At 41.0% G+C, this 19,525-nt stretch carries 18 protein-coding genes and 1 tRNA gene; 9 read left to right on the plus strand and 10 right to left on the minus strand.

Annotation, left to right across the window (positions count from 1 at the left end; genetic code table 11):
• Positions 1 to 435: 435 nt before the first annotated feature.
• The 3 genes from K7B07_RS27385 to K7B07_RS27395 all read right to left on the minus strand — a co-directional run bounded on the left by K7B07_RS27385 (position 436) and on the right by K7B07_RS27395 (position 2,568).
• Positions 436 to 867, minus strand: a complete 432-nt coding sequence (locus K7B07_RS27385; protein WP_223713857.1) for a hypothetical protein — start codon at positions 865 to 867, stop codon at positions 436 to 438.
• A gap of 615 nt (positions 868 to 1,482) precedes the next feature.
• Positions 1,483 to 1,980 (minus strand): hypothetical protein, encoded by a 498-nt coding sequence (locus K7B07_RS27390; RefSeq protein WP_223713859.1) that lies wholly within the window; start codon positions 1,978 to 1,980, stop codon positions 1,483 to 1,485.
• Between the two features lie 90 nt (positions 1,981 to 2,070).
• Complete coding sequence (locus tag K7B07_RS27395) at positions 2,071 to 2,568, minus strand: hypothetical protein (RefSeq protein ID WP_223713861.1); 498 nt, start codon at positions 2,566 to 2,568, stop codon at positions 2,071 to 2,073.
• A gap of 68 nt (positions 2,569 to 2,636) precedes the next feature.
• On the opposite strand from K7B07_RS27395, the gene K7B07_RS27400 reads away from it, so the two are divergent.
• Complete coding sequence (locus K7B07_RS27400) at positions 2,637 to 3,248, plus strand: hypothetical protein (protein WP_223713863.1); 612 nt, start codon at positions 2,637 to 2,639, stop codon at positions 3,246 to 3,248.
• A gap of 273 nt (positions 3,249 to 3,521) precedes the next feature.
• Here the strand turns inward: K7B07_RS27400 and K7B07_RS27405 are convergent, their stop codons facing one another.
• The 4 genes from K7B07_RS27405 to K7B07_RS27420 all read right to left on the minus strand — a co-directional run bounded on the left by K7B07_RS27405 (position 3,522) and on the right by K7B07_RS27420 (position 7,999).
• Complete coding sequence (locus tag K7B07_RS27405) at positions 3,522 to 4,016, minus strand: hypothetical protein (protein WP_223713864.1); 495 nt, start codon at positions 4,014 to 4,016, stop codon at positions 3,522 to 3,524.
• A 14-nt stretch (positions 4,017 to 4,030) separates the two neighbouring features.
• Positions 4,031 to 5,686, minus strand: a complete 1,656-nt coding sequence (locus K7B07_RS27410) for a hypothetical protein (protein WP_223713866.1) — start codon at positions 5,684 to 5,686, stop codon at positions 4,031 to 4,033.
• Between the two features lie 252 nt (positions 5,687 to 5,938).
• Positions 5,939 to 6,562 (minus strand): hypothetical protein, encoded by a 624-nt coding sequence (locus K7B07_RS27415; protein WP_223713867.1) that lies wholly within the window; start codon positions 6,560 to 6,562, stop codon positions 5,939 to 5,941.
• A 12-nt stretch (positions 6,563 to 6,574) separates the two neighbouring features.
• Positions 6,575 to 7,999: a hypothetical protein gene (locus K7B07_RS27420; RefSeq protein WP_223713869.1), complete on the minus strand. Its 1,425-nt coding sequence runs from the start codon at positions 7,997 to 7,999 to the stop codon at positions 6,575 to 6,577.
• A gap of 118 nt (positions 8,000 to 8,117) precedes the next feature.
• Between K7B07_RS27420 and K7B07_RS27425 the strand changes: the two genes are divergently transcribed.
• The 4 genes from K7B07_RS27425 to K7B07_RS27440 all read left to right on the plus strand — a co-directional run bounded on the left by K7B07_RS27425 (position 8,118) and on the right by K7B07_RS27440 (position 13,130).
• Positions 8,118 to 9,611 carry a glycosyltransferase family protein gene (locus tag K7B07_RS27425; RefSeq protein WP_223713871.1) on the plus strand — a complete coding sequence of 498 codons (1,494 nt, stop codon included), beginning with the start codon at positions 8,118 to 8,120 and terminating at the stop codon, positions 9,609 to 9,611.
• Positions 9,612 to 9,925: 314 nt separating this feature from the next.
• Positions 9,926 to 10,897 carry a hypothetical protein gene (locus tag K7B07_RS27430; RefSeq protein WP_223713873.1) on the plus strand — a complete coding sequence of 324 codons (972 nt, stop codon included), beginning with the start codon at positions 9,926 to 9,928 and terminating at the stop codon, positions 10,895 to 10,897.
• Positions 10,897 to 11,514: a hypothetical protein gene (locus K7B07_RS27435; protein WP_223713875.1), complete on the plus strand. Its 618-nt coding sequence runs from the start codon at positions 10,897 to 10,899 to the stop codon at positions 11,512 to 11,514. Before K7B07_RS27430 ends, K7B07_RS27435 begins: the two co-directional genes overlap by 1 nt.
• Complete coding sequence (locus K7B07_RS27440; RefSeq protein ID WP_223713877.1) at positions 11,511 to 13,130, plus strand: hypothetical protein; 1,620 nt, start codon at positions 11,511 to 11,513, stop codon at positions 13,128 to 13,130. The genes K7B07_RS27435 and K7B07_RS27440 overlap by 4 nt, the downstream gene beginning before the upstream one ends.
• Before the next feature lie 349 nt (positions 13,131 to 13,479).
• Here K7B07_RS27440 and K7B07_RS27445 read toward each other — a convergent pair.
• A tRNA-Pro gene (locus K7B07_RS27445) sits at positions 13,480 to 13,553 on the minus strand.
• Between the two features lie 212 nt (positions 13,554 to 13,765).
• Positions 13,766 to 14,362, minus strand: coding sequence for an alpha-ketoglutarate-dependent dioxygenase AlkB family protein (locus K7B07_RS27450; RefSeq protein WP_223713879.1), 597 nt, complete (start codon positions 14,360 to 14,362; stop codon positions 13,766 to 13,768).
• Positions 14,363 to 14,561: 199 nt separating this feature from the next.
• On the opposite strand from K7B07_RS27450, the gene K7B07_RS27455 reads away from it, so the two are divergent.
• The gene (locus K7B07_RS27455) at positions 14,562 to 14,972 is read left to right on the plus strand and encodes a VOC family protein (RefSeq protein ID WP_223713881.1); all 411 of its coding nucleotides are present in this window, start codon (positions 14,562 to 14,564) and stop codon (positions 14,970 to 14,972) included.
• A gap of 149 nt (positions 14,973 to 15,121) precedes the next feature.
• Positions 15,122 to 15,508: a hypothetical protein gene (locus K7B07_RS27460; protein ID WP_223713883.1), complete on the plus strand. Its 387-nt coding sequence runs from the start codon at positions 15,122 to 15,124 to the stop codon at positions 15,506 to 15,508.
• 633 nt (positions 15,509 to 16,141) lie between these two features.
• Here K7B07_RS27460 and K7B07_RS27465 read toward each other — a convergent pair.
• Entirely contained in the window at positions 16,142 to 17,623 is a 1,482-nt protein-coding gene (locus tag K7B07_RS27465; protein WP_223713884.1) for a serine hydrolase domain-containing protein, read from the minus strand.
• 490 nt (positions 17,624 to 18,113) lie between these two features.
• On the opposite strand from K7B07_RS27465, the gene K7B07_RS27470 reads away from it, so the two are divergent.
• Both K7B07_RS27470 and K7B07_RS27475 read left to right on the plus strand, forming a co-directional pair.
• Positions 18,114 to 18,614, plus strand: coding sequence for a hypothetical protein (locus K7B07_RS27470; RefSeq protein ID WP_223713886.1), 501 nt, complete (start codon positions 18,114 to 18,116; stop codon positions 18,612 to 18,614).
• Between the two features lie 236 nt (positions 18,615 to 18,850).
• Positions 18,851 to 19,474, plus strand: a complete 624-nt coding sequence (locus K7B07_RS27475) for a collagen-like protein (protein WP_223713888.1) — start codon at positions 18,851 to 18,853, stop codon at positions 19,472 to 19,474.
• The last annotated feature ends 51 nt before the right edge of the window (positions 19,475 to 19,525 follow it).

Genomic DNA, 19,525 nt, shown 5'->3' on the forward strand with positions numbered 1-19,525 from the left:
TCGCACATCCCCCAAAACTCCGGTTCCCTCTATCACAAATATAGCGCCGGCTTGCTTTCAAATATTCAATCCGGTACTCCAAATTATAAATCATATATGCTACAAAAAATTAAAATTTAACATCTTTCAGCATCCTGCCCGTTCCACCTGTCCCTCCATCCAGCCATCGTTCACTCCTCAGTTTTCACTTTTCACATCTTACCATATTTTATAATTTTCCTTTGCGACTATTATTTGCCAATCAGAAAACCTCCGACAATCCTACTAATATAAAAATTTTACGGTTAGTCTCTGGCAGTAGCGAGTCCGTCACCTTTGGTACTGCCGCGATTGATGTCAAACATCGCCGCAATTTTATACTCCAGTTTGGGTAAAGAATCCAAAACCGTCATGTTTGCAGTAAGAAGAGCTGATAGAAATAATGTTGAAATTATTTTATGATTCGTTTTTGCTGATGGAATGAATTCTAATTATGCAGCCATAGGCATCAGACTTCAATATTACTATTCTCATTTCTTTACCAAACATATTGAATCTTCCCAGTTTTTTCTTAAACTCCCTAATTGGCCCATTCTCACTAACGTACGGCTCCTTTTCATAAGTCATACCGTCTACCCCAAAGAAACGTTTAGAATCATCAAAATACGTTTTCTGTTTGGTATACAGCGTTAACCAGATATTATCGTTGACAACGTGTATATTCAACCGGTCAAAAAAGTAGTCACCAAAACTACAGTCATAAAAAGTATACTGATCATCCCATTCTTTTTTATGCCGATATTCGGCGAAATTCACTTTACTAAATCCCATATGATCAATAACCGACTTAACCAATTTATTCTGCTCAATTGAATGTAAGAGGTTCATATTGTGTGAGGTTCTCATGCTTTTGCTGAACAACGAATATCTTGCTTACTGGAACGAGCTATTTACCTGCTACGCTTTGAGTTTTATTGAACAATTTCCAAATTCCTATATTGATAAACGGAAAGGCAACCATGCAAGCCGCAACGACGAATATATAGCGCAACTTCTTCTCGGGCTGAATATAAAGCGAATAGATCCTTCCTTGTGTGAGCCAGGCAAATATAACTCCTAAAATCAGTCCGATTAATATTATATAAAGTATTCTCAAATGATACTGAAATTGCAGAACTGACAACAACAAGATTATTGCAAAAAATAGACTAATAAATGAAAAAGCAAAATAGTATCCTGAATAAAACCCCAGACGCTGAAACACATTCTCTTTTCTACATGCTTCCCAACCTTTCATGTTACATAACATGTAGTCAGTAATAGTTGTCAAAATGCTTCCAAGAATTGCCAGGGAGAGCATCACCAATAGAAAATGTCCTATTTTTTTACCAGTTGACAAGCTACATCTGAATTTTCCTTTCAACCAAAAATGCTAACCTTCTTTGAAATCATATCTCTTTTCCACAAATACAATCCGGCAAATACGCTCTACTTAAATTATAGCTACTTATTAAATCGCTGACGAATGCCATACCCTTTAAGATTCAATGAATCCGCAACATAAGAAAAGACAACTTCGACTTGCTGATTACTAACGGTACCGGTATCCTGACAAAATAAAGATATTAATATCTCTTTTTCGATACCCCACATTTTATGCTTGTTATTTAGCGAAGAACTACCAACGAAAGCTGGTTCTCCAAATTCACTTGTAAGCGATTTTTCCAGGGCACTACAGTTTTGATTAAAAGACAGCGATATTTTTTTTATTATGTCATTCTTCACCAGAACAAACATATGACCATTTGAAAAAAAGCTCTTTCCAAACTGCTTAACCGGCTCGTTATAAACAAACCACTCACTTGAGCTAGGCATAGCTACAAAACTATCTTTAAATTCCGTTTTTTCGAAGGGAGTCACTAACGCTTGAATCGAGGCGAAACTTGCCCCTAACTCTACTGCCCCATAACCTTTACTATGAAAGGAACTTCGTGCATTCATTTTTAATGTAATTATACTCAATATAGCTAAACCCAAGCACTTAAACATAAAATATCATTATTTGCAATTTCAATCGCACCTATTCATCAATTAGCAATCTCTGCCGAAAAACTTCAACTCGACAAAATCACTTTCAGCCACAGAAAATCCGTCTGAACTTAACAATACTGTAGCCGGATTTACATTCTCATTGTCATAGTAGTCATTTCGTAAAATCTCATTCAAATAGGACTTATATTCATTTTTAAACATTGCGCGGTAATATTGATTGTCTATAGGGGATGTAGGGTTTGTAATAACTTGCGCGGCAACAACTGCCACAACGTCCCTTTCCGCCATAGAAGCTGCTTGAACCGCAATCGACTGAGCAGTTGACGCAGGGATAATATCACCTTTGTAAGTTTTGTAAGGCATCCCTGTCTCGATGAGACCAACATCGATAGTATAACTCTTTCTTGTACGAGATTCCTGAAAAGTAAAGCGGTAATTCTTAATAGCAGCTGCCTTCTTTTCCTTCTTCTTTGATAATTTATAGTTCTCAAAACTTTGTGCAAAAATTTTCTCCTCTGACAAGCAAATCACTATCATAATTGCATTCGCTTTGACTTGTTATTTATAAATCATTGTTTTATTTTAACTTTAATCAAAATCAAGATATGAATACTGATAATTTCCCAATTTTACAAAATCTAAATCGATTCAAGGAAATTAAAGCTCCTAATGAATTGCCCCAGACGATTCAGGATGCGTTAAAGAGGATCTTTGATTGTTATCTCAACGAGAATAGTTCAAACGTAAATTTTGTAGATGGAAAAATTTACAAAATGGAACAAAAATACAGTTCAAGAGTAGATTTTTTGTTTCTAAACTACGATTTAAAATTCATTTACAACGACCATTCCAAAAAAATCAAAGATTATATATTCTCGATTGCAATAAATGAAGCCTGCAACTTTCTTGTATCAGGATTACCTCGAAACAAAGAGCTGTTCTTCAATGTAGTCAATGAAGGCGATTTAGCACTTAGAATCGCTTCGGAATACTGTAAAAATAAAGATTACCCAACGGAAAAGGCTCATCTCCAATTATGGCATGGCACAATTGAAGATAAGCTTTTTTGGAATATTGTATTTACGGAAAAGGGTTATAAACAAAAAACAAGTGCTCGTTTAATTCAAGTGGATACGATGACTGCCAGTATAGTTGGAGAAAAAAGAGTTGAAGTCCTTAAAGGAAGTGTCGAAATTTCCAGTATACAATTTGACTAAGAACTATGTACCTCCACTGAATTGATTCAGACATTCCCCCAGAAGCAATCGTGGCAGTATGATAGGGCGACAGTATTGAAAGGTCTCGTCTATTTGTTCTTCCCCATTGATCTACCCTGTAACTACGTGGCAAGACTGGATGCACGTTCAAGCTTGAAATACTGATTATGCTTTTGATGCCCCTCACGGTTTGTGTGGTCATAACCAAAGAACACCAGATCGTACACAACTCTTAATTTAACTACTTTCTATCCAAAATCAAGAATTCTATACTCAACCAGCAATATTAATATTTGTTTTGACACTTTCGGCTACAGGCAAAATAATACAGTTTCTTATTTTCCGGGTGATCATATACAAAGCTTGGCTCATGTCTGTCAACAAGAATGACCTGTACATTATTTCGCCACTGGGGAGTTTTTTGGGGTCCTCTATTAAAACAAAAGGCGCGACAATCACTGCATCTTGACTTCCTGTAAAATTCAGGAGGTCTGGTTCTAGTAATTTTTTATCCTCACTTTTCACCTCAATTGTATCAAAGCCATTGTTTCTAAAATGCAACAAATAACAATTTGTCAGCTTTTTATTCTGAAGTGTCGAAAAAATAAAGTATATGTTGCCAAAATGAGAAGAATTGAGCTTGTAATGAGGTACTACTTCCCTTAATGAGTAGTTAAGTTTATTGAATCCCAAATCTGTCACTTTCTCCTGCGCGTTTGCACAAGACGAACACATTATAAAACAATAAATCATTAAAAGCTTCTTCATAAAGATTAATTTTTTTATGGACATTTGGTTCCTTTGTTTAGGTTATTGAAAGCATTTCTTTCATTCGCGACTAGTATCATCGCACCACTAGGGAAGGAAGTTGGTTCAAAAAAGCCATTTACAGACAAAGCGTCTCCTACATCATAGGGAAGATTAGGGTTATATTGTAATATTACCGCTCTGATATCATTTCGATAGTTTGAAGCCATTGCGCCATGATTATCACTTGTCTTAAATTGATATATTTTATCAAGTGGACTATTAGGATCGTCTTGCAGATAGACGCTGATTGATGGATATTTAGCCGCAAAGACAGCTTCGCCAAGTCTTGCGTGTTCTAAAGCAAGATACGCATGGAGAATTTCATGTAGCATGGTAGACAAGATAATTTCCTTTGTTCCGAAGTTTAATAAAGAGTCATCTAAATATATAGTACCACCAACAGTATAACTACCATACACATCTTTATATCCTGAAACCTTACCTTGAAATAATCCATCGTCTTTTGTTAATGCACGAGAAGCAAATACTAAATTATTTCCAGTAGTAGAATCATTGAACACACTCCTTAGCATACCAGATATGCAATTGCTCGATTTTATGACGGTTTCTAAGACCCCCTTAGCACATGGGTAATTTTGCAAGGAGTCGGTAATATTTTGACCAGGCGGGTTACTAGAAGCCCCGTCACCACCACCACCTCCTCCTCCACCTCCACAGTTACAAGGATCGGTTGGGTTAGGATCACCCCAACCACAGTCACCACAACCATCATCTGAACCGGTGCCCGTATCCGTATCGGTATCAGTGTCTCTTACCCCGGTAACAACTACCGTTTGCATATTGGAATCCGGATCATTCGTGTCATATTCATCAGTATCTGTACTATCACCACCGGAAAACGCCATTACGGGAGGCCGTTCTTCATAACTACGGGCAGCACTTCCCGGTTGAATGGTAACCGATTTTGACACTTTTTCACTGGGAGCCCTGCCAAGATCTGCACCACCATTAAATGGTACATATGTCTGTTTGGCTTTGGAGGTGCCGAAGGATTTTAGAAAACTGCTGATTTTATTTTTTGGAAATAAGCGGGCTACCATTTTACCGTTCTTGTAAACAGCTCCCCGGATAAATTCATTTTTTACACTGTACAGATACATCTTACCGGTAAAAGTGGCCGGGTCTGAATAGGATCGGATATGCTCCTGCGGACCTTTGAGTTGTATCTGACTGTTTAGATACGCAGTGTCAAACAACTGAAGTTGAACTACCGCATTAAAAGTCTTTGTCTTGTGGTTCCTTACAATAATTAAATCTCTGAAACCCCGGTATCGCGTTTTGAGATCAGTATAGTCCAATGTCGAGATCAGACTATTCGAATACTTTCTAAAAGCATGAGTCTCATTCCATTCCGGAACACCAGCAAATACACCCTCGGCATAAGAAACCATTCTTATTGATTTCCCATCTGCCGCGCTTTTGGCCACGGTAATTTCGTCCTTATACTCTTTTTCAAACCATTTTTGCGCATCGGCAACTGTCAGAGGACGCGCGGATTTTAAATCAGGAGAATCCCAGTAACTATCCCGGTTTCTTACGCAGGAAATAACAAAAACAATGATGCCGAGCAGCAGTGTAGGCAGCAATAGCAGTAAGCGTTTTTTCATAAATTTCTGTTTGGTTTAGGAAAATAAATTATAAATTTATCTATATAAATATATGATTATTTTTTATATATTCCAAAAAGACAGCAATCTTTATACACATTGATTGCGAAACACTATGATTTTTCCGACTCCACCACGGCGACAATTCTCCTTCCTTGCAGTCTGGCACGCTCCAACCCTCCAGCCGTCGTTGTGCAAACTTTCCATTTAAACCTGACCGGTCGTTTCTTCATCCTTTTCGTTTGGATTCCTTTATTTTAGAACATCCACATTTCGAATATCGAATGATTCATCAAAGAGAAAATTGTAAATCGGAACTCCAACGCTTAAATTGGAGTATCCGCTGGGGTCATAACCGTAAATTTTGTACTTAAAAAGCAAATAATGGTCATAGTAATCATAATCCGAGAAAGAAGCCTCGAAGGTTTTTTTTATCTGTTTGATTAAGTCATCCTGAAGTCTTCCAGCCTGCAGATAAACAATATGGTGCAATGGAATAGATTCGTTGAACAGAAATTTATAAGTATCCCTATAAAAAATTGTGAATACCGGGCAAAGAAGTGATGCATTTATTACCAACTCCCTCTTGATTTCACAAATATTCTCCTTGACAATATCCTTAATTACAATACTCATTTCATATGAAGGGAATTGCAAATAGGAAACATCATTTATTGGAAAGCCAATTTTCGCTTTTTCTAAACCACCTAAAAACACAGTCCATTTCGTATCCTTCTTTTCTATTATATCTGTGATTTTCTGCTCGACAATCTTATTCTTTCTAAGTATGCCATCATAGCTGTTTTGTTGATTAGGAGCACCTATAGGATAGTATTTATATAAATGCTCAAGCAAAGTAGTAATCTCATTTTTCATTTTGTCATATTTTTAAGGCCAGCACCAGGAAACATCCGCGCTTGCAACGCCACTACATTGCGCCGTTGGGGTGAACTTAGATCCACTTACGCCATAATTTATTTGAGTTCTGACTGTTTTCAGCATGTCCTCATATATTGCGAGTGCAGTTGGTGCTGTGAGCCCCAAATTTAGGTTGTCTCTCACTGCATCAAGAGATCGATTGAAGGCCGCATTAAAAATCCGGCTGGCTTCTAAAGATGATCCGGAAAGCGGTCCTATAGGAACAGTAACACAAACATCAAAAAAAGTAGGACGAATTATCTGCTCAGGCTGGCCTGAACTGCCTATGTATCGGAATTCCATTGGAATACTCGTAAATCGAATATTATACGAGTTTCCAATCTGAGTCATATTATAGTTCTTATTTAAACACAGTTTAGCTATTGATGGAGGAGGGGGTGTGCCTGGCCCAGAGCTGCCACCACCACCACCTCCACCTCCACAGTTACAAGGATCGGTTGGGTTAGGATCACCCCAACCACAGTCACCACAACCATCATCTGAACCGGTGCCCGTATCCGTATCGGTATCAGTGTCTCTTACCCCGGTAACAACTACCGTTTGCATATTGGAATCCGGATCATTCGTGTCATATTCATCAGTATCTGTACTATCACCACCGGAAAACGCCATTACGGGAGGCCGTTCTTCATAACTACGGGCAGCACTTCCCGGTTGAATGGTAACCGATTTTGACACTTTTTCACTGGGAGCCCTGCCAAGATCTGCACCACCATTAAATGGTACATATGTCTGTTTGGCTTTGGAGGTGCCGAAGGATTTTAGAAAACTGCTGATTTTATTTTTTGGAAATAAGCGGGCTACCATTTTACCGTTCTTGTAAACAGCTCCCCGGATAAATTCATTTTTTACACTGTACAGATACATTTTACCGGTAAAAGTGGCCGGGTCAGAATAGGATCGGATATGCTCCTGCGGACCTTTGAGTTGTATCTGACTGTTTAGATAAGCAGTTTCAAACAACTGAATTTGAACTACCGCATTAAAAGTCTTTGTCTTGTGGTTCCTTACAATGATTAAATCTCTGAAACCCCGGTATCGCGTTTTGAGATCAGTATAGTCCAATGTCGAGATCAGGCTATTCGAATACTTTCTAAAAGCATGAGTCTCATTCCATTCCGGAACACCAGCAAATACACCCTCGGCATAAGAAACCATTCTTGTTGATTTCCCATCCGCCGCGCTTTTGGCCATGGTAATTTCGTCCTTATACTCTTTTTCAAACCATTTTTGCGCATCGGCAACTGTCAGAGGACGCGCGGATTTTAAATCAGGAGAATCCCAGTAACTATCCCGGTTTCTTACGCAGGAAATAACAAAAACAATGATGCCGAGCAGCAGTGTAGGCAGCAATAGCAGTAAGTGTTTTTTCATAAATTTCCGTTTGGTTTAGGAAAATAAATTATAAATTTATCTATATAAATATATGATGAATATTTTTATATAACCAAAAAAGATAGAAACTTTTTGTACACACTGATTGCTAAATACTATGACGTTATTGACTTCCCGAAAAACAAGCATAATCATTTTACTGATTATCATAATCTTATACATCATTGCATCATTTACTCTTGTCGGCTATTATCATCCGGACGAGCACTTCCAGATTTTAGAATTTGCACAGGCTAAAATGGGCAGGCTGGACAGAAGTGGGATGGCCTGGGAATTTCACTATGCTATGCGACCATCCCTTCAACCCTGGATGGTAGTGGGATTGCAAAAGGTTATTGGATACAGCAACCCTTATACCACTGCACTTGTATTAAGATTAGCTACTGCACTGCTCTCACTATGGGCTATCCTACGGTTTATAAGAGTAGTGAGGCCGGCATTCAAGGGGAAATGGTTAATTGCTTTTGTGCTTATGTCATTTCTTATATGGTATCTTCCTTATCTCAATGTTCGTTTCAGCTCCGAAACATGGTCCGGGCTTTTCTTTCTCTTAGGTCTTTCCTACGTGGCGGGGGCAGAAAAACTTTCAAGGGTACAAGCGCTGTTTTGTGGCTTATTACTGGGTATTGCTTTTTTGTGTAGATATCAGGTGGCAATAATGATTATAGGGCTACTGCTCTGGTCTGTCATTATCAAAAAGGAGCGGATTAGCAATATTCTCCTTGTTATAGCGGGCTGCACGTTTATTGCGGCAATAGGAGTGGTTATGGATTATTATTTTTACGGCTATTGGACACTGTCTGTATGGAACTATTACAATATGAACATAGTTCATGACAGAGCCTCAGCATTCGGAACGACTGACAGCTTCAGCTTTCTGATGCAGGTTATTGATGCAATGACAATTCCAGTTGGAGCCGTAGTGCTTTTCACTTTGCTCCTTATAATCATTTATCGCCCCCGTTCGTTTATCGTTTGGATTATAATGCCCTTCCTGGTCATTCACCTTATCATCCCACATAAGGAAGTAAGGTTCCTTTTCCCGCTTGTTAACCTTACTGCATATACCATTATTCTCGGGGCGCAGATAATCCGGGAACGGACAAAAAACATAAACCTGCGACCTCGTCAAAGTGAGGTGGCAAAAGGTGTTTTTGCGGCAACAATTTATGTAGTTATTCTATTTAACGTTGCCTGCCTCACAATAGCAATACTTTCTCCTCCCTTTTACGGAAGGATCGCGATCGCTAACTATATTTTCAATAAGTATCCCAAAGATAATATCGAATTAACGGGGTTGCGGCGTAGCAATGTCTTTAACCCGTATTCCATCATCACCCAATCGTTTTACCAAATGGACAATGTTCATTTCCACCCGATTGCCAGTTATGATTCATTGACAAACGTCGCTCCTTTATCCACCAGATCATTTTTTATTGTACAACGGGGTGATCTGAAAAATCCGAAGGTACTTGACCTGCTGACTGCTCAAAATGCCCGGCCTGTTAAAACCATCCGCCCGCTCTGGTTAACTTCATTGTTGGATCGTTTCGGTATGGCTGACAGAGATTTTGTCTTGTTTGGAAAATAATCTAACATTTTATGGAACGATCACTACACAAAACGCTATGGTTCTATATTCAAACCGACCGGTTCCTGGCCGCAACTTTTTTTCTGCTCGTATTTGCTTTCGCCTACAGTCCTGCTACTACATTGAGTTTCTCTATGCCCGACGACCATTGGATGTTGCTAAAAAACGATTACGTTCATCCCGATAAAATGGATGTACCCTACTTTGAAACCATATTCAACAGGATCAATAACATCCAGTATTCACCATTAAATACACTTTATTACTACCTGGTTTATCAGATCAATGGCTTTGATCCATTTTACTTTCATCTGATGAATATTATTATACATTTTTTTAACGCTATTCTTGTCTTCCGCTTATCTCTTAAACTGCTGGAGGCCTTCTCTATACCTAACAGTTTGCTCATAGCCTATACTGTTGTATTATTTTGGGCTATCCACCCAATGCATGTGGAAGCAGTAGCATGGATATCCGGGTCAAAGATTCTGTTTTGCACCTTATTTACATTAGTCTCCTTCAACCAGTTTATTTCTGCTGTTCGTAGCAATAAATGGTATTATTATCTGCTTAGTTTTCTAACTTTTGTCATATCCTTTTACTTCAAAGAGCAGGCAATAATTACACCTGTAATGTTGCTCATGTTTGTGGTTTTTTATAAACTTCACCATTTAAAAAGGATCCGGTTGTCAGTCGGAGAAACACTGTTTCTTTTGCTATCATTCGGAGCCGCAATCTACTTCGGCCTATATACCATTCACGTAAACTATAAGGAGGACCTGGATTTTCCGCCGATAAACTATTATCCGATTACACAAAGAGTTTTGCTTATAGCCTATTGCTTTTACTTTTACTCAGTCAACCTAATCGCTCCCCATGGATTAAACTATCACAGGGAGTTTCCTTTTGTTCCGTATCAGCATACACCCCCTGAATTTGTTGGCTACCTGATTTATTCCATAGCTGCCATCATAGTAATCTTCTATATTGTCTGGCGTTCGAAAAACCGGCATTTCTACCTGCTCTGCTTGCTAATTGGCTTAGCACAACTATCACTTGAATTGCAGGTAATACCCATGACGCGTCCCGCCATTTTTGCCGACCGGTATATGTACTTTCCCGCAATCGTTTTTATCGCCGCCATTACAGTGGCATTGACGGCATTAAGAAAATATCCTTTTGCAAAACTTCTTTATAAGCCGGTAGTAATTGCATACCTGTTATACTTCACCCTATACAGCAACCAGATGGCAAATTACTGGCATAACTTAAATATGATTAGATAATGACCCGAGATAAAAAAATAATCCGAGCGCTAACTTTCTTGTTCATACTCTCTACCAGCTTTTCATTATATGCACTGTTGGCAAAAAAAAACACAGCTGCGCCCGTGTTTCTGTTCATGTATGATAAACAGCGCCGTTTTCTAAGCGAAGATTCGCTTAGCCGTCCGGAATTCTGGGACAATTACCCGTATTACATTCTCGTAAGCATGCACAAAAGCATTCATCTGGAAAGATATGCCAGCGATGAGAAAAGCAAAAGTCTGATCGAGGATCGCCTGAAAGCCAACAAAAGGTTATTCTACCGGTTTCACTACGTAGCAGGCCAGGATTCGGTTTATCACCAAACGCTTCAATCTGTCACCCAATCAGGCAGACAGGTAGTTTTACTAACAGATAGAAACTCTGTGGCCTATTTGAATAACTTTATTGATACCAGTAAGCACAATATAGACATTGTAGATGTAACAGACCTGCCTATATACCTGGAAAAGCCAGGGCTTTCTTACTTCTTCAGAGTATCTAAAAACAACACAGTAGTTGATCTTTTTGTACCACGAAAAGAGCTGCCTGAAGTGACCGACAAATACATTAGTTACGTCTTTTCAACAAGCAAATGAAAGGCCGGAGCAACTATTTTAAAAGATTGTGTTTAATCCGCAACAATAAACCTGTTGTGTATAACATTGCCAGCATTGCAGTATTTCTATATTTTCTTTTTTGGTGGACCTACAAACTGGCAAGTCTCCCAGGCCTACATGGAGATGAAGCCTGGTTTGCGTTGAAGGGAGTGGAATTTAATCAAAGTGGCATTCATGAATTACAAGGTATGAATTCCTATACCGGAATATTTCAGTCCCTCTTTGACAGCATTTTTTTCAAGATCTTCCATATCGGTATAATAGAAATGCGGGTTACCGGTGTAATACTCAATTTGTCAGCAATTGCCATTTTATATTCAGTCTTTCGGTCCCTAAGAAAACCAAAGACATTCATTATCTTCTCCCTGCTTCTGTCTCAATCGGCGCTTTTTCTAATTTCACCCCGTGTAGCCTGGGAGGTAAATACCTTCACATTTTTCTCTATTGCTGTTCTTTTTGCATCTGCTGTCCGAATACTTACCAACAATAAACGATCTAACGGGTTGAATCATTGGCTTTTCCTTGCTGCTAACCTATTCGGATCGTACAACCATATCATATTTTCCTGCGTATCCCTATCGGCGCTGTGCGCCTATATTTTATGGTGCATACATAGTAGGTCTATCATTAAAAGACATTTCGGAATACTCCTTTTCCTCAATGCAGGCAACGTTACAGCATTGTTTGTAGTAATGCAAGCGAATTTATTTAAGTCATTACAGCAACAATTGTGGGCACCGGTTCTGGCTTGCCTGGCACTGATTATTGAGGCGTTCGTTTTATATCATTTCACCAACAAATCCAGCCACACCGATATCGTTCCCTGCAAACTGAACAACAATACTTCAGCTCTTGCCACGATCGTTGTGCACTTGATAATCGCTTTTTGCCTCGCATCATTCATGTTCTATCATGGGATCGCCCTGATAGATGTATTTTCAAATTATCGTCTATTGATGCATGCTTACTCTTATCCCGTTTCCCCGATACTGGAAACTATTATGACAACAGCAGCAGTGGTGTTGATGGGATCTCTTGCCTACTGCCTCGCAAATGACCTGTTTAGTAGAAAAAAATCGCCTGTAGCCTTTTTTATTGTGATCTACATGGGAGCGCTCTCCTTTTATACAGAAAGAACATCTTTCAGGTATTATCTCGCTATTTCTATCATCCTGATCTTATATCTCGCTTGGCGGGCAAGTACACCGGGGATGCGAAAACAACCATTATTTGCTGCAGCAACAGGTATGTTTCTTTGTCTGAATCTTTCGTTAATTACTATATTCCGTTCGGACTATAAAATAAAAAAGGCACTGAGGTTCCAGATTGGTAACGGACAGGTTGAAACTTCAGCGCATTTTCTACCGAATCAACCACTTATAGACTCATTAGCCCAAAATAAAATTGGTGATATACGGTATGGTTCCGGCCGCTATTTTATGGAACAGCCGATCCTATTTTACAAACTTCTACGCCCCTGGAACGAACAAAAAGAAAAAAGCGCAGCTATCAGCTATGATTATCGGGGAACAGGCAAAGATGGTTTTATATTCCAGACTTCTACCGCCGATAATATTCCGCTTCCATCAAAATGACAATGTCAAGTGCTAACGCTATCGGTGATACGGTTAATTTCCAGGCACGCTATCCTAACAAAGAATAACCTAACACTATATAGACCATCAATGGGCGATTCAATTATCGCCGCAATAGAAAACACCACAACTGTAGATTTCAGCAACTGCCAATCAAATACAAGCACAATTAGTTAGAAATTAAATAATTAAGTAATTAAATGCCCGCCTTTAAGTGAACACTACCGTGGACCACGAATTGGACACTATGCCTTGTATTTTCTTGTATTATTTTGACCTGGGGAAAAACAAAAATGCCCATAAAACCTGCATTTTATGGGCATTTAGCCTGCTTTGATATGCTTAAAAGTCGGGATGACTGGATTCGAACCAGCGGCCTCTTCGTCCCGAACGAAGCGCGCTACCGGGCTGCGCTACATCCCGAAAAGAGAAGGGGCCGCAATATAAAATAAGTTTTGGAAATTCCGGATAGATCTGCTGAATTATTTCCGGACAGGTAATGATTTTCATTCAGCGGAGCATCCCGGTTCCCTGGCGGGATTACCGGCTGAAAAAATGACCCTGACAACCATCCTGAAGATTTCAATATCGCCGGCTTCTATAGATGTTACATCCGGGTTTCAGCAACACAACTCCTACTCTAATACTTTCCTAAATGTCAAATTAATTCGGGGCGTCATCGGAAGAACGGATTTTGCGATACGATGTTCCCAGCGTTCCTGCAGGCCCGGCTTCATAAGCAATAAAGCACCATGCTCCAGCTGCAATGAATGCCGTTGACGATGATCCTGCTTATTGCGGAACTCAAAGTGGCGCACCTGGCCGATGCTTACCGATGCGATTTCAGTCTTCAGTCCGGTCAAGCTATCCTTATCGCTGTGCCAGGCAACCGAATCATTTTCATCCCGGTAATAATTCAGCAAAACCCCATTAAACCAGTGACCCGTATAAAGCTGAAGCCGTTCGCGGATGCTTTGCAGCTCGTCGGTCCATCGAAGTGCCTCCCTTTTATTTTCGTCCCGGGTCCGCCGGTCACCATACCAGGCAGAAAGCCGGGGTGTCAGCACCTCTTTATCATACATCATTACCCTGGCTTGTTGCCACGGAACGGTATTTATTAATAAGGGCAATAAGTAATTCCCTTCCTCCGGCGACAGGAATTCCGATGTATATTCCATCAGATCCCCCGGGAGTAAAAGCTGTTCATTCTGATCAAAAAGTTGCTGCTGCATCCGGGTCTTATTTAATTTTCCGGATACAAATATCCAATATTTTTAGCTAAAAAGCTAATTTATTTAGCATCTCTAATAACCAACCCTGCTCCGTCTGCCTCCCGTAGTTTCCCTCTTACCGTCGCGGGTCTTCCCCTCTCCTGACATACCCTTGTCATTTCGCAGATTTATGTTGCAGGCTCATTTAAAAAAAGCAAAAATGAATTTAGTATCCATTCGCATTATTACAGCCGGGATCGATACCCTGGTAAAGTTCTATGAGCAGATAACCGGGGCTGCTGCCATACGCTACACCCCCGATTTTGCCGAATTAAAAACAAAAACGGCCACCCTGGCTATCGGGAGTACCAGAACACTGGATTTTTTCGGAGGTGCAGGTGTCGCCCAGCCCGCTGCCAACCGCAGCACCATCATAGAATTTATGGTGGAAGATGTAGCGGCTGAGTACAAAAGACTGGCTGCATTGCTGCAATCATATATCGTCCAGGAACCGACCTTAATGCCCTGGGGCAATAAGTCGCTTCTGTTTCGTGACCCCGACGGCAATTTAGTAAACCTCTTCACTCCGGTGACACCGGAATCGATCCGGAAATTTAAAACGGAACAATAGCGTCATGCAGGAGAATGAAATGTCCGTTCCGGTGGCTGTATGTTGCGGCGGCCGGTCCTTTGGGCATGCCACCTATTAAAATACCGGAAAACCGGTAGCGGCTCCCCGAATAAATTCAGATAGATTTGTAGTCACTAAAATGTCATTCTATGAAAAAGGGAACGTTTCTTACGTTGTTAACGCTGGTAAGCTTCTTTGTTTCCGTCTCTGTAATACATGCAACAACTACTATGACGCGGTCCGCGGACCCGGTGGTCATTGAAGTGGTGACAAAGCATACATCCATCAGCGATGCGCTGCTGGCGGCAAAAGCAGCCTTACTGAAACAAAAGTTTATTCTGGACGGCACAATGGGTGAAACAACATTCACCGCAAAAAGGACCACCGGTTCTCACGCCGATTATTACGTTGCAGATGTAACCGGCAAGCTCGATGGCGGCAAGACCAAACTTACCATTTCCTTTGTAAAAGTAGGAACCGGGTTATTAAAGGTTCAGAAAATGGCCAATGCCGTTAAGGTCGAGCTGGAAAAATAACGGTTCCTGTTGTGGTGCTGCAAAATACCACGTCCGGAAGGGATCGCGGCAGGTTGGTAATGTGATTTCGATGCTACCATGCTGATCACATTTCCATTATTGCTTCCGGTAGTGCAACGCCACACAACCTGATTGTAAAGGGATGACATCTACCAGGATCAGATCAAGCTGTTGCTGAAGACGCCCTTCATCCAGCAGCCGTCTTCCGCCCTTCGCCGGGATTAAAAATAGTGTGATCGCAATAGCCGTTCAGGCTGAGGTTCATACCGAATGTTACCGATCGCATTGCTGTTCTATCCTGATTGTAAGGATATCGTTCAAAATTAAAAAAAATCGTCCATCATGACGGGAACGATCTCCGACAAAAGGAGTTTTTTTAAAACCCAGGGGGTTAAAAATCAGATAATGAATGTTCCTGACAGAGCCTTGTTCTTTCATCAGCCGGCTTGCTGCGGCACAACTGCTTGTCACTAAAATTCATTACAACTCCCCTATGGTACATTTTATAACTTGCAGCTCTGTATACTTAGGTTTACCTAAAATGGAACTGCCAGGGTTTTCACCTTGGCTTTTTTGGTCTGCATCATTTCAAACAATAGCCTGCGCCCTTGGGAAAGGCGCTCTTTACCCTTTTTATAACTGTGATATCAATGCCGTTACTTTGTCTTTAAGCTCTTTATTATCCGGCTTAAAGTGCAATGCCTTTTTATAAACATGGAGGGCTTCTTTCTTTTTACCCGTTTCGAGTAACACATCGCCATATACCTGGCAAAGCAGGGCATCGTTCGGATAAAGCAGATACCCTGTCCGGAATGTTTCAAATGATTCCTCAAATTTCCCGGTACGGAAAAATTCATACCCCATCGCCACCCAGTCGATAGCACCCATCGTGTAATGAGCCGTATCTTCCCTGTTATCCATAAAATTCAACAGCGCAGTATTGGCTCCGCGGGTAACGATATCCCTGCCATAAGGAAAAGTCACGGGTGTTTTTAGCCGTTCCATAGGTAAACGGTGTAACAAACGCAGGCAATTGAATGCGGAGGCGCTGATGCCGGCACTGTTGCCATTATCAAGAAGAATAACTGAAGTACCCGTGGAAAGGCGCTGCAACAATATTGTGCTGGTACCATTTTTGAACCCGGAATGAAAGACCATTTTTCCAAGCTGGCTATCCTGGAGAAGAAACCAACCAAGACCAAAATTAACCGTTCCCGGATAGTGCGGGCAGGTAGCTGGTTTTCCATTATTGAGCTTCACAGGTGTAAACATCTTTGCCAACGTTGCCGTTCTGAGCAATTTGCCGGTCATCAGGGCCCGGTCGAAAGCAAACAGATCCGGAGCAGTGCTTACTACCAAACCCGGTCCCACCACACCTCCGGAAGCATGTAGAAACCGTTGATTGCGGGCGACAGTATCTGCTGTTACCAGGGTGGACGCATAATAGGTCGGGTACATAAGCGGCAATGCCCGGTTCCCATCCCGGACCGGGGCATTAAAACGGCTTATATATGTATGCCGCATCCCGGCAGGTTTGAAAATGTACTTTTGAAGATATGCTTCAAAACCCATCCCGCTTTGCCGTTCAACGATCAACGCAAGCAGTGCTATTCCGGGACTTGAATAGCTCCATTTGTCGCCCGGTTCAAAAAGCAGCTTTACGCCATTTTTCAATACCGGCAAAATAGCTTCATTCGTCATTACCCGTTCCGGAGCGGCGTCGAGCAGCTTGTCAAATATTTCAAAATCCGGTAAACCGGAAGTATGAGAAAGCAGGTGTTCGATCTTTACTGAAGGATAAGGAAACTCCGGCAGATACTGCTGCACCGGATTTTGCAGTTTTATTTTCCCCTGTTCCTGCATTTGCATTACTGCCACCGCCGCAAACACTTTTGAAAGCGAGGCAAGCTCATAACGCGTCGAATCGTTGTTATGCATACCATTTGACCGGGTAAAAACAACACGATCTCCCTGACCGATCAATACACTGCCATGAAAGAATCCAAATTGAGAAAGAGAGGAAAATAAACTATCCAACGCAGTGTGCGGGAACTGTGTTGCTCCCCGTAAAACCAACCCAAGCAGGGCCAGCATGGTAAAAAGCAGCTTTAACATATATACTTTTTAAACTTCTGTTAGAGTTGAATGATATCTTTCAGGCGCTTTTTCGCAGAAATTCATCGTCGCATTTTGCAAAAGTACCTCAATCATTTCACACTTTATATTGTCGCCGAAAAAACAAAAATGTTACAATTCCCATTCCTCCCTTCTTTCCTCCCCTCTGATGTCAGCACCCTTGTAGCACTACAAAATTGCACTGCAAGAAAATATTACGCCCAAACAAACACTTCACAGGATTAAGTTACAATGCATGAAGGGCTAAAACACACCGGGCAACAGCAAATCAATTGCGAAAAATCCTATATTTATACAAGCAACGGGTTCAGATAAATTATCGTAGGTTTTACCAAACGATGCATCTGTTTAACGGGTAGCTTAAGCAAATAAAGCGCTGCTGCCATACTACCGGCAATAATCCGGTATTCTATAACACATCACAAGATCATGATTGTTTATGCAATTGGGGCAATGTCAAAAAATCAGAATGGCTAAAAATAAAAATGAGATGAATCCTTTTCTTCTGTTACTATTAGCACCCTTATTGTTTATCTGTCCATCTTCTGCAGAAAACGGTTACGCCCGCGGCTTTTATTCCGGTGATCAGGCATCCGGGAATATAAAAGTCGCGGAGCATGGAAACAATTTTCAACACCTACCTGCTCCGGAGGTGCAAAAGAAGAAAGTACTGATAAGCGGTTATTTCGAGGGGAATGAACCATTCTGGAATATGGAGATAAGGGACAACCTGTTTATCCTTCATTGTGTTAATGATACGGAAAAAGACACCCTTTATCTGTCAAAAAAAGAAGCTCATAGTGAAACATACGCTTTCCACAGCAAAAAGGCCTTCGGGATCATCAGGAAATCAGACGGGCATTGCAAACTGGATATTACCGAAGAAGAGGGCCCGACGCATGAAATTTATTTCAGTTATAAAAATGCAACTTACAGGGGCTGTGGTAAATTAAAATTTCAAACTAAATAAGGACGGGATCTAGCCTGATTAGTATTTGTAAAACAGAAGTACTTATGTCACCGTTCAATACCCTGCTTCCCCCTGGTGCTGGCAGCCGTACCTCTTTTTTAATCCGGGCAAGAAACAAAACAGCTTCATTGGTCGATTCAAAAAGTTGTTGATCGATTGGCTCTTTTAACCGGGATAGGTGGTTTTTAAGTTTGTATCAGAAAAAATACTGCGTTCAGATTTAAAAATCTACTATTATGAAATTCTTTTTTAAAGCCGCACCTGTGGTGATCGCTGCCACCGTATTCATCACTGCCTGTAAAAAAGGCGATGCCGGTCCGCAGGGACCGAAGGGAGATGCCGGCGAACAGGGCATCAAAGGCGACAAAGGAGCAACCGGAACGGCCAATGTAACGTATTCCGACTGGTTCGTACCGTCATCCTATACCATCCTGACCTCCTATGGCATTAAGCATTTTTATTACAATAAAGCAGTACCGCAGCTCACCGATCAGCTGTTAAAAACAGGCACCGTGCTGGTATATGCCAGACTTGAAGGGTATGTAACTTCAATATGGCCCTCCGGACAGATGGCTCAGTTGCCGGTAGCTGTTGTGTGGCAATCGGGGGGCACGTCCTTTACCGATACCTGGTCGGCCTTCTGTACAAAAGGGAACATAAAGATCGATATGGCCAATTCCGGAAACTATTACTCAGCAATACCTCCTGCTCATTCCTTCAGGTATATCATTATCCCGGGCGGCGTCCGCATCAGTGCTACCGGGAAAAAACAGATCATAATTGACAGGTTCGCGTACAGCGAAGAGCAGCTAAAAGCAATGCCTTACGACCAGGTGGTCCGCATCCTGAACATCAAATAGTTTTCGGTTGAAAAGCCGCCGGGCAGATTTTCGGAACAACACCAAAGACGG

The organism is Niabella beijingensis, assembly GCF_020034665.1.
GTDB lineage: Bacteria > Bacteroidota > Bacteroidia > Chitinophagales > Chitinophagaceae > Niabella > Niabella beijingensis.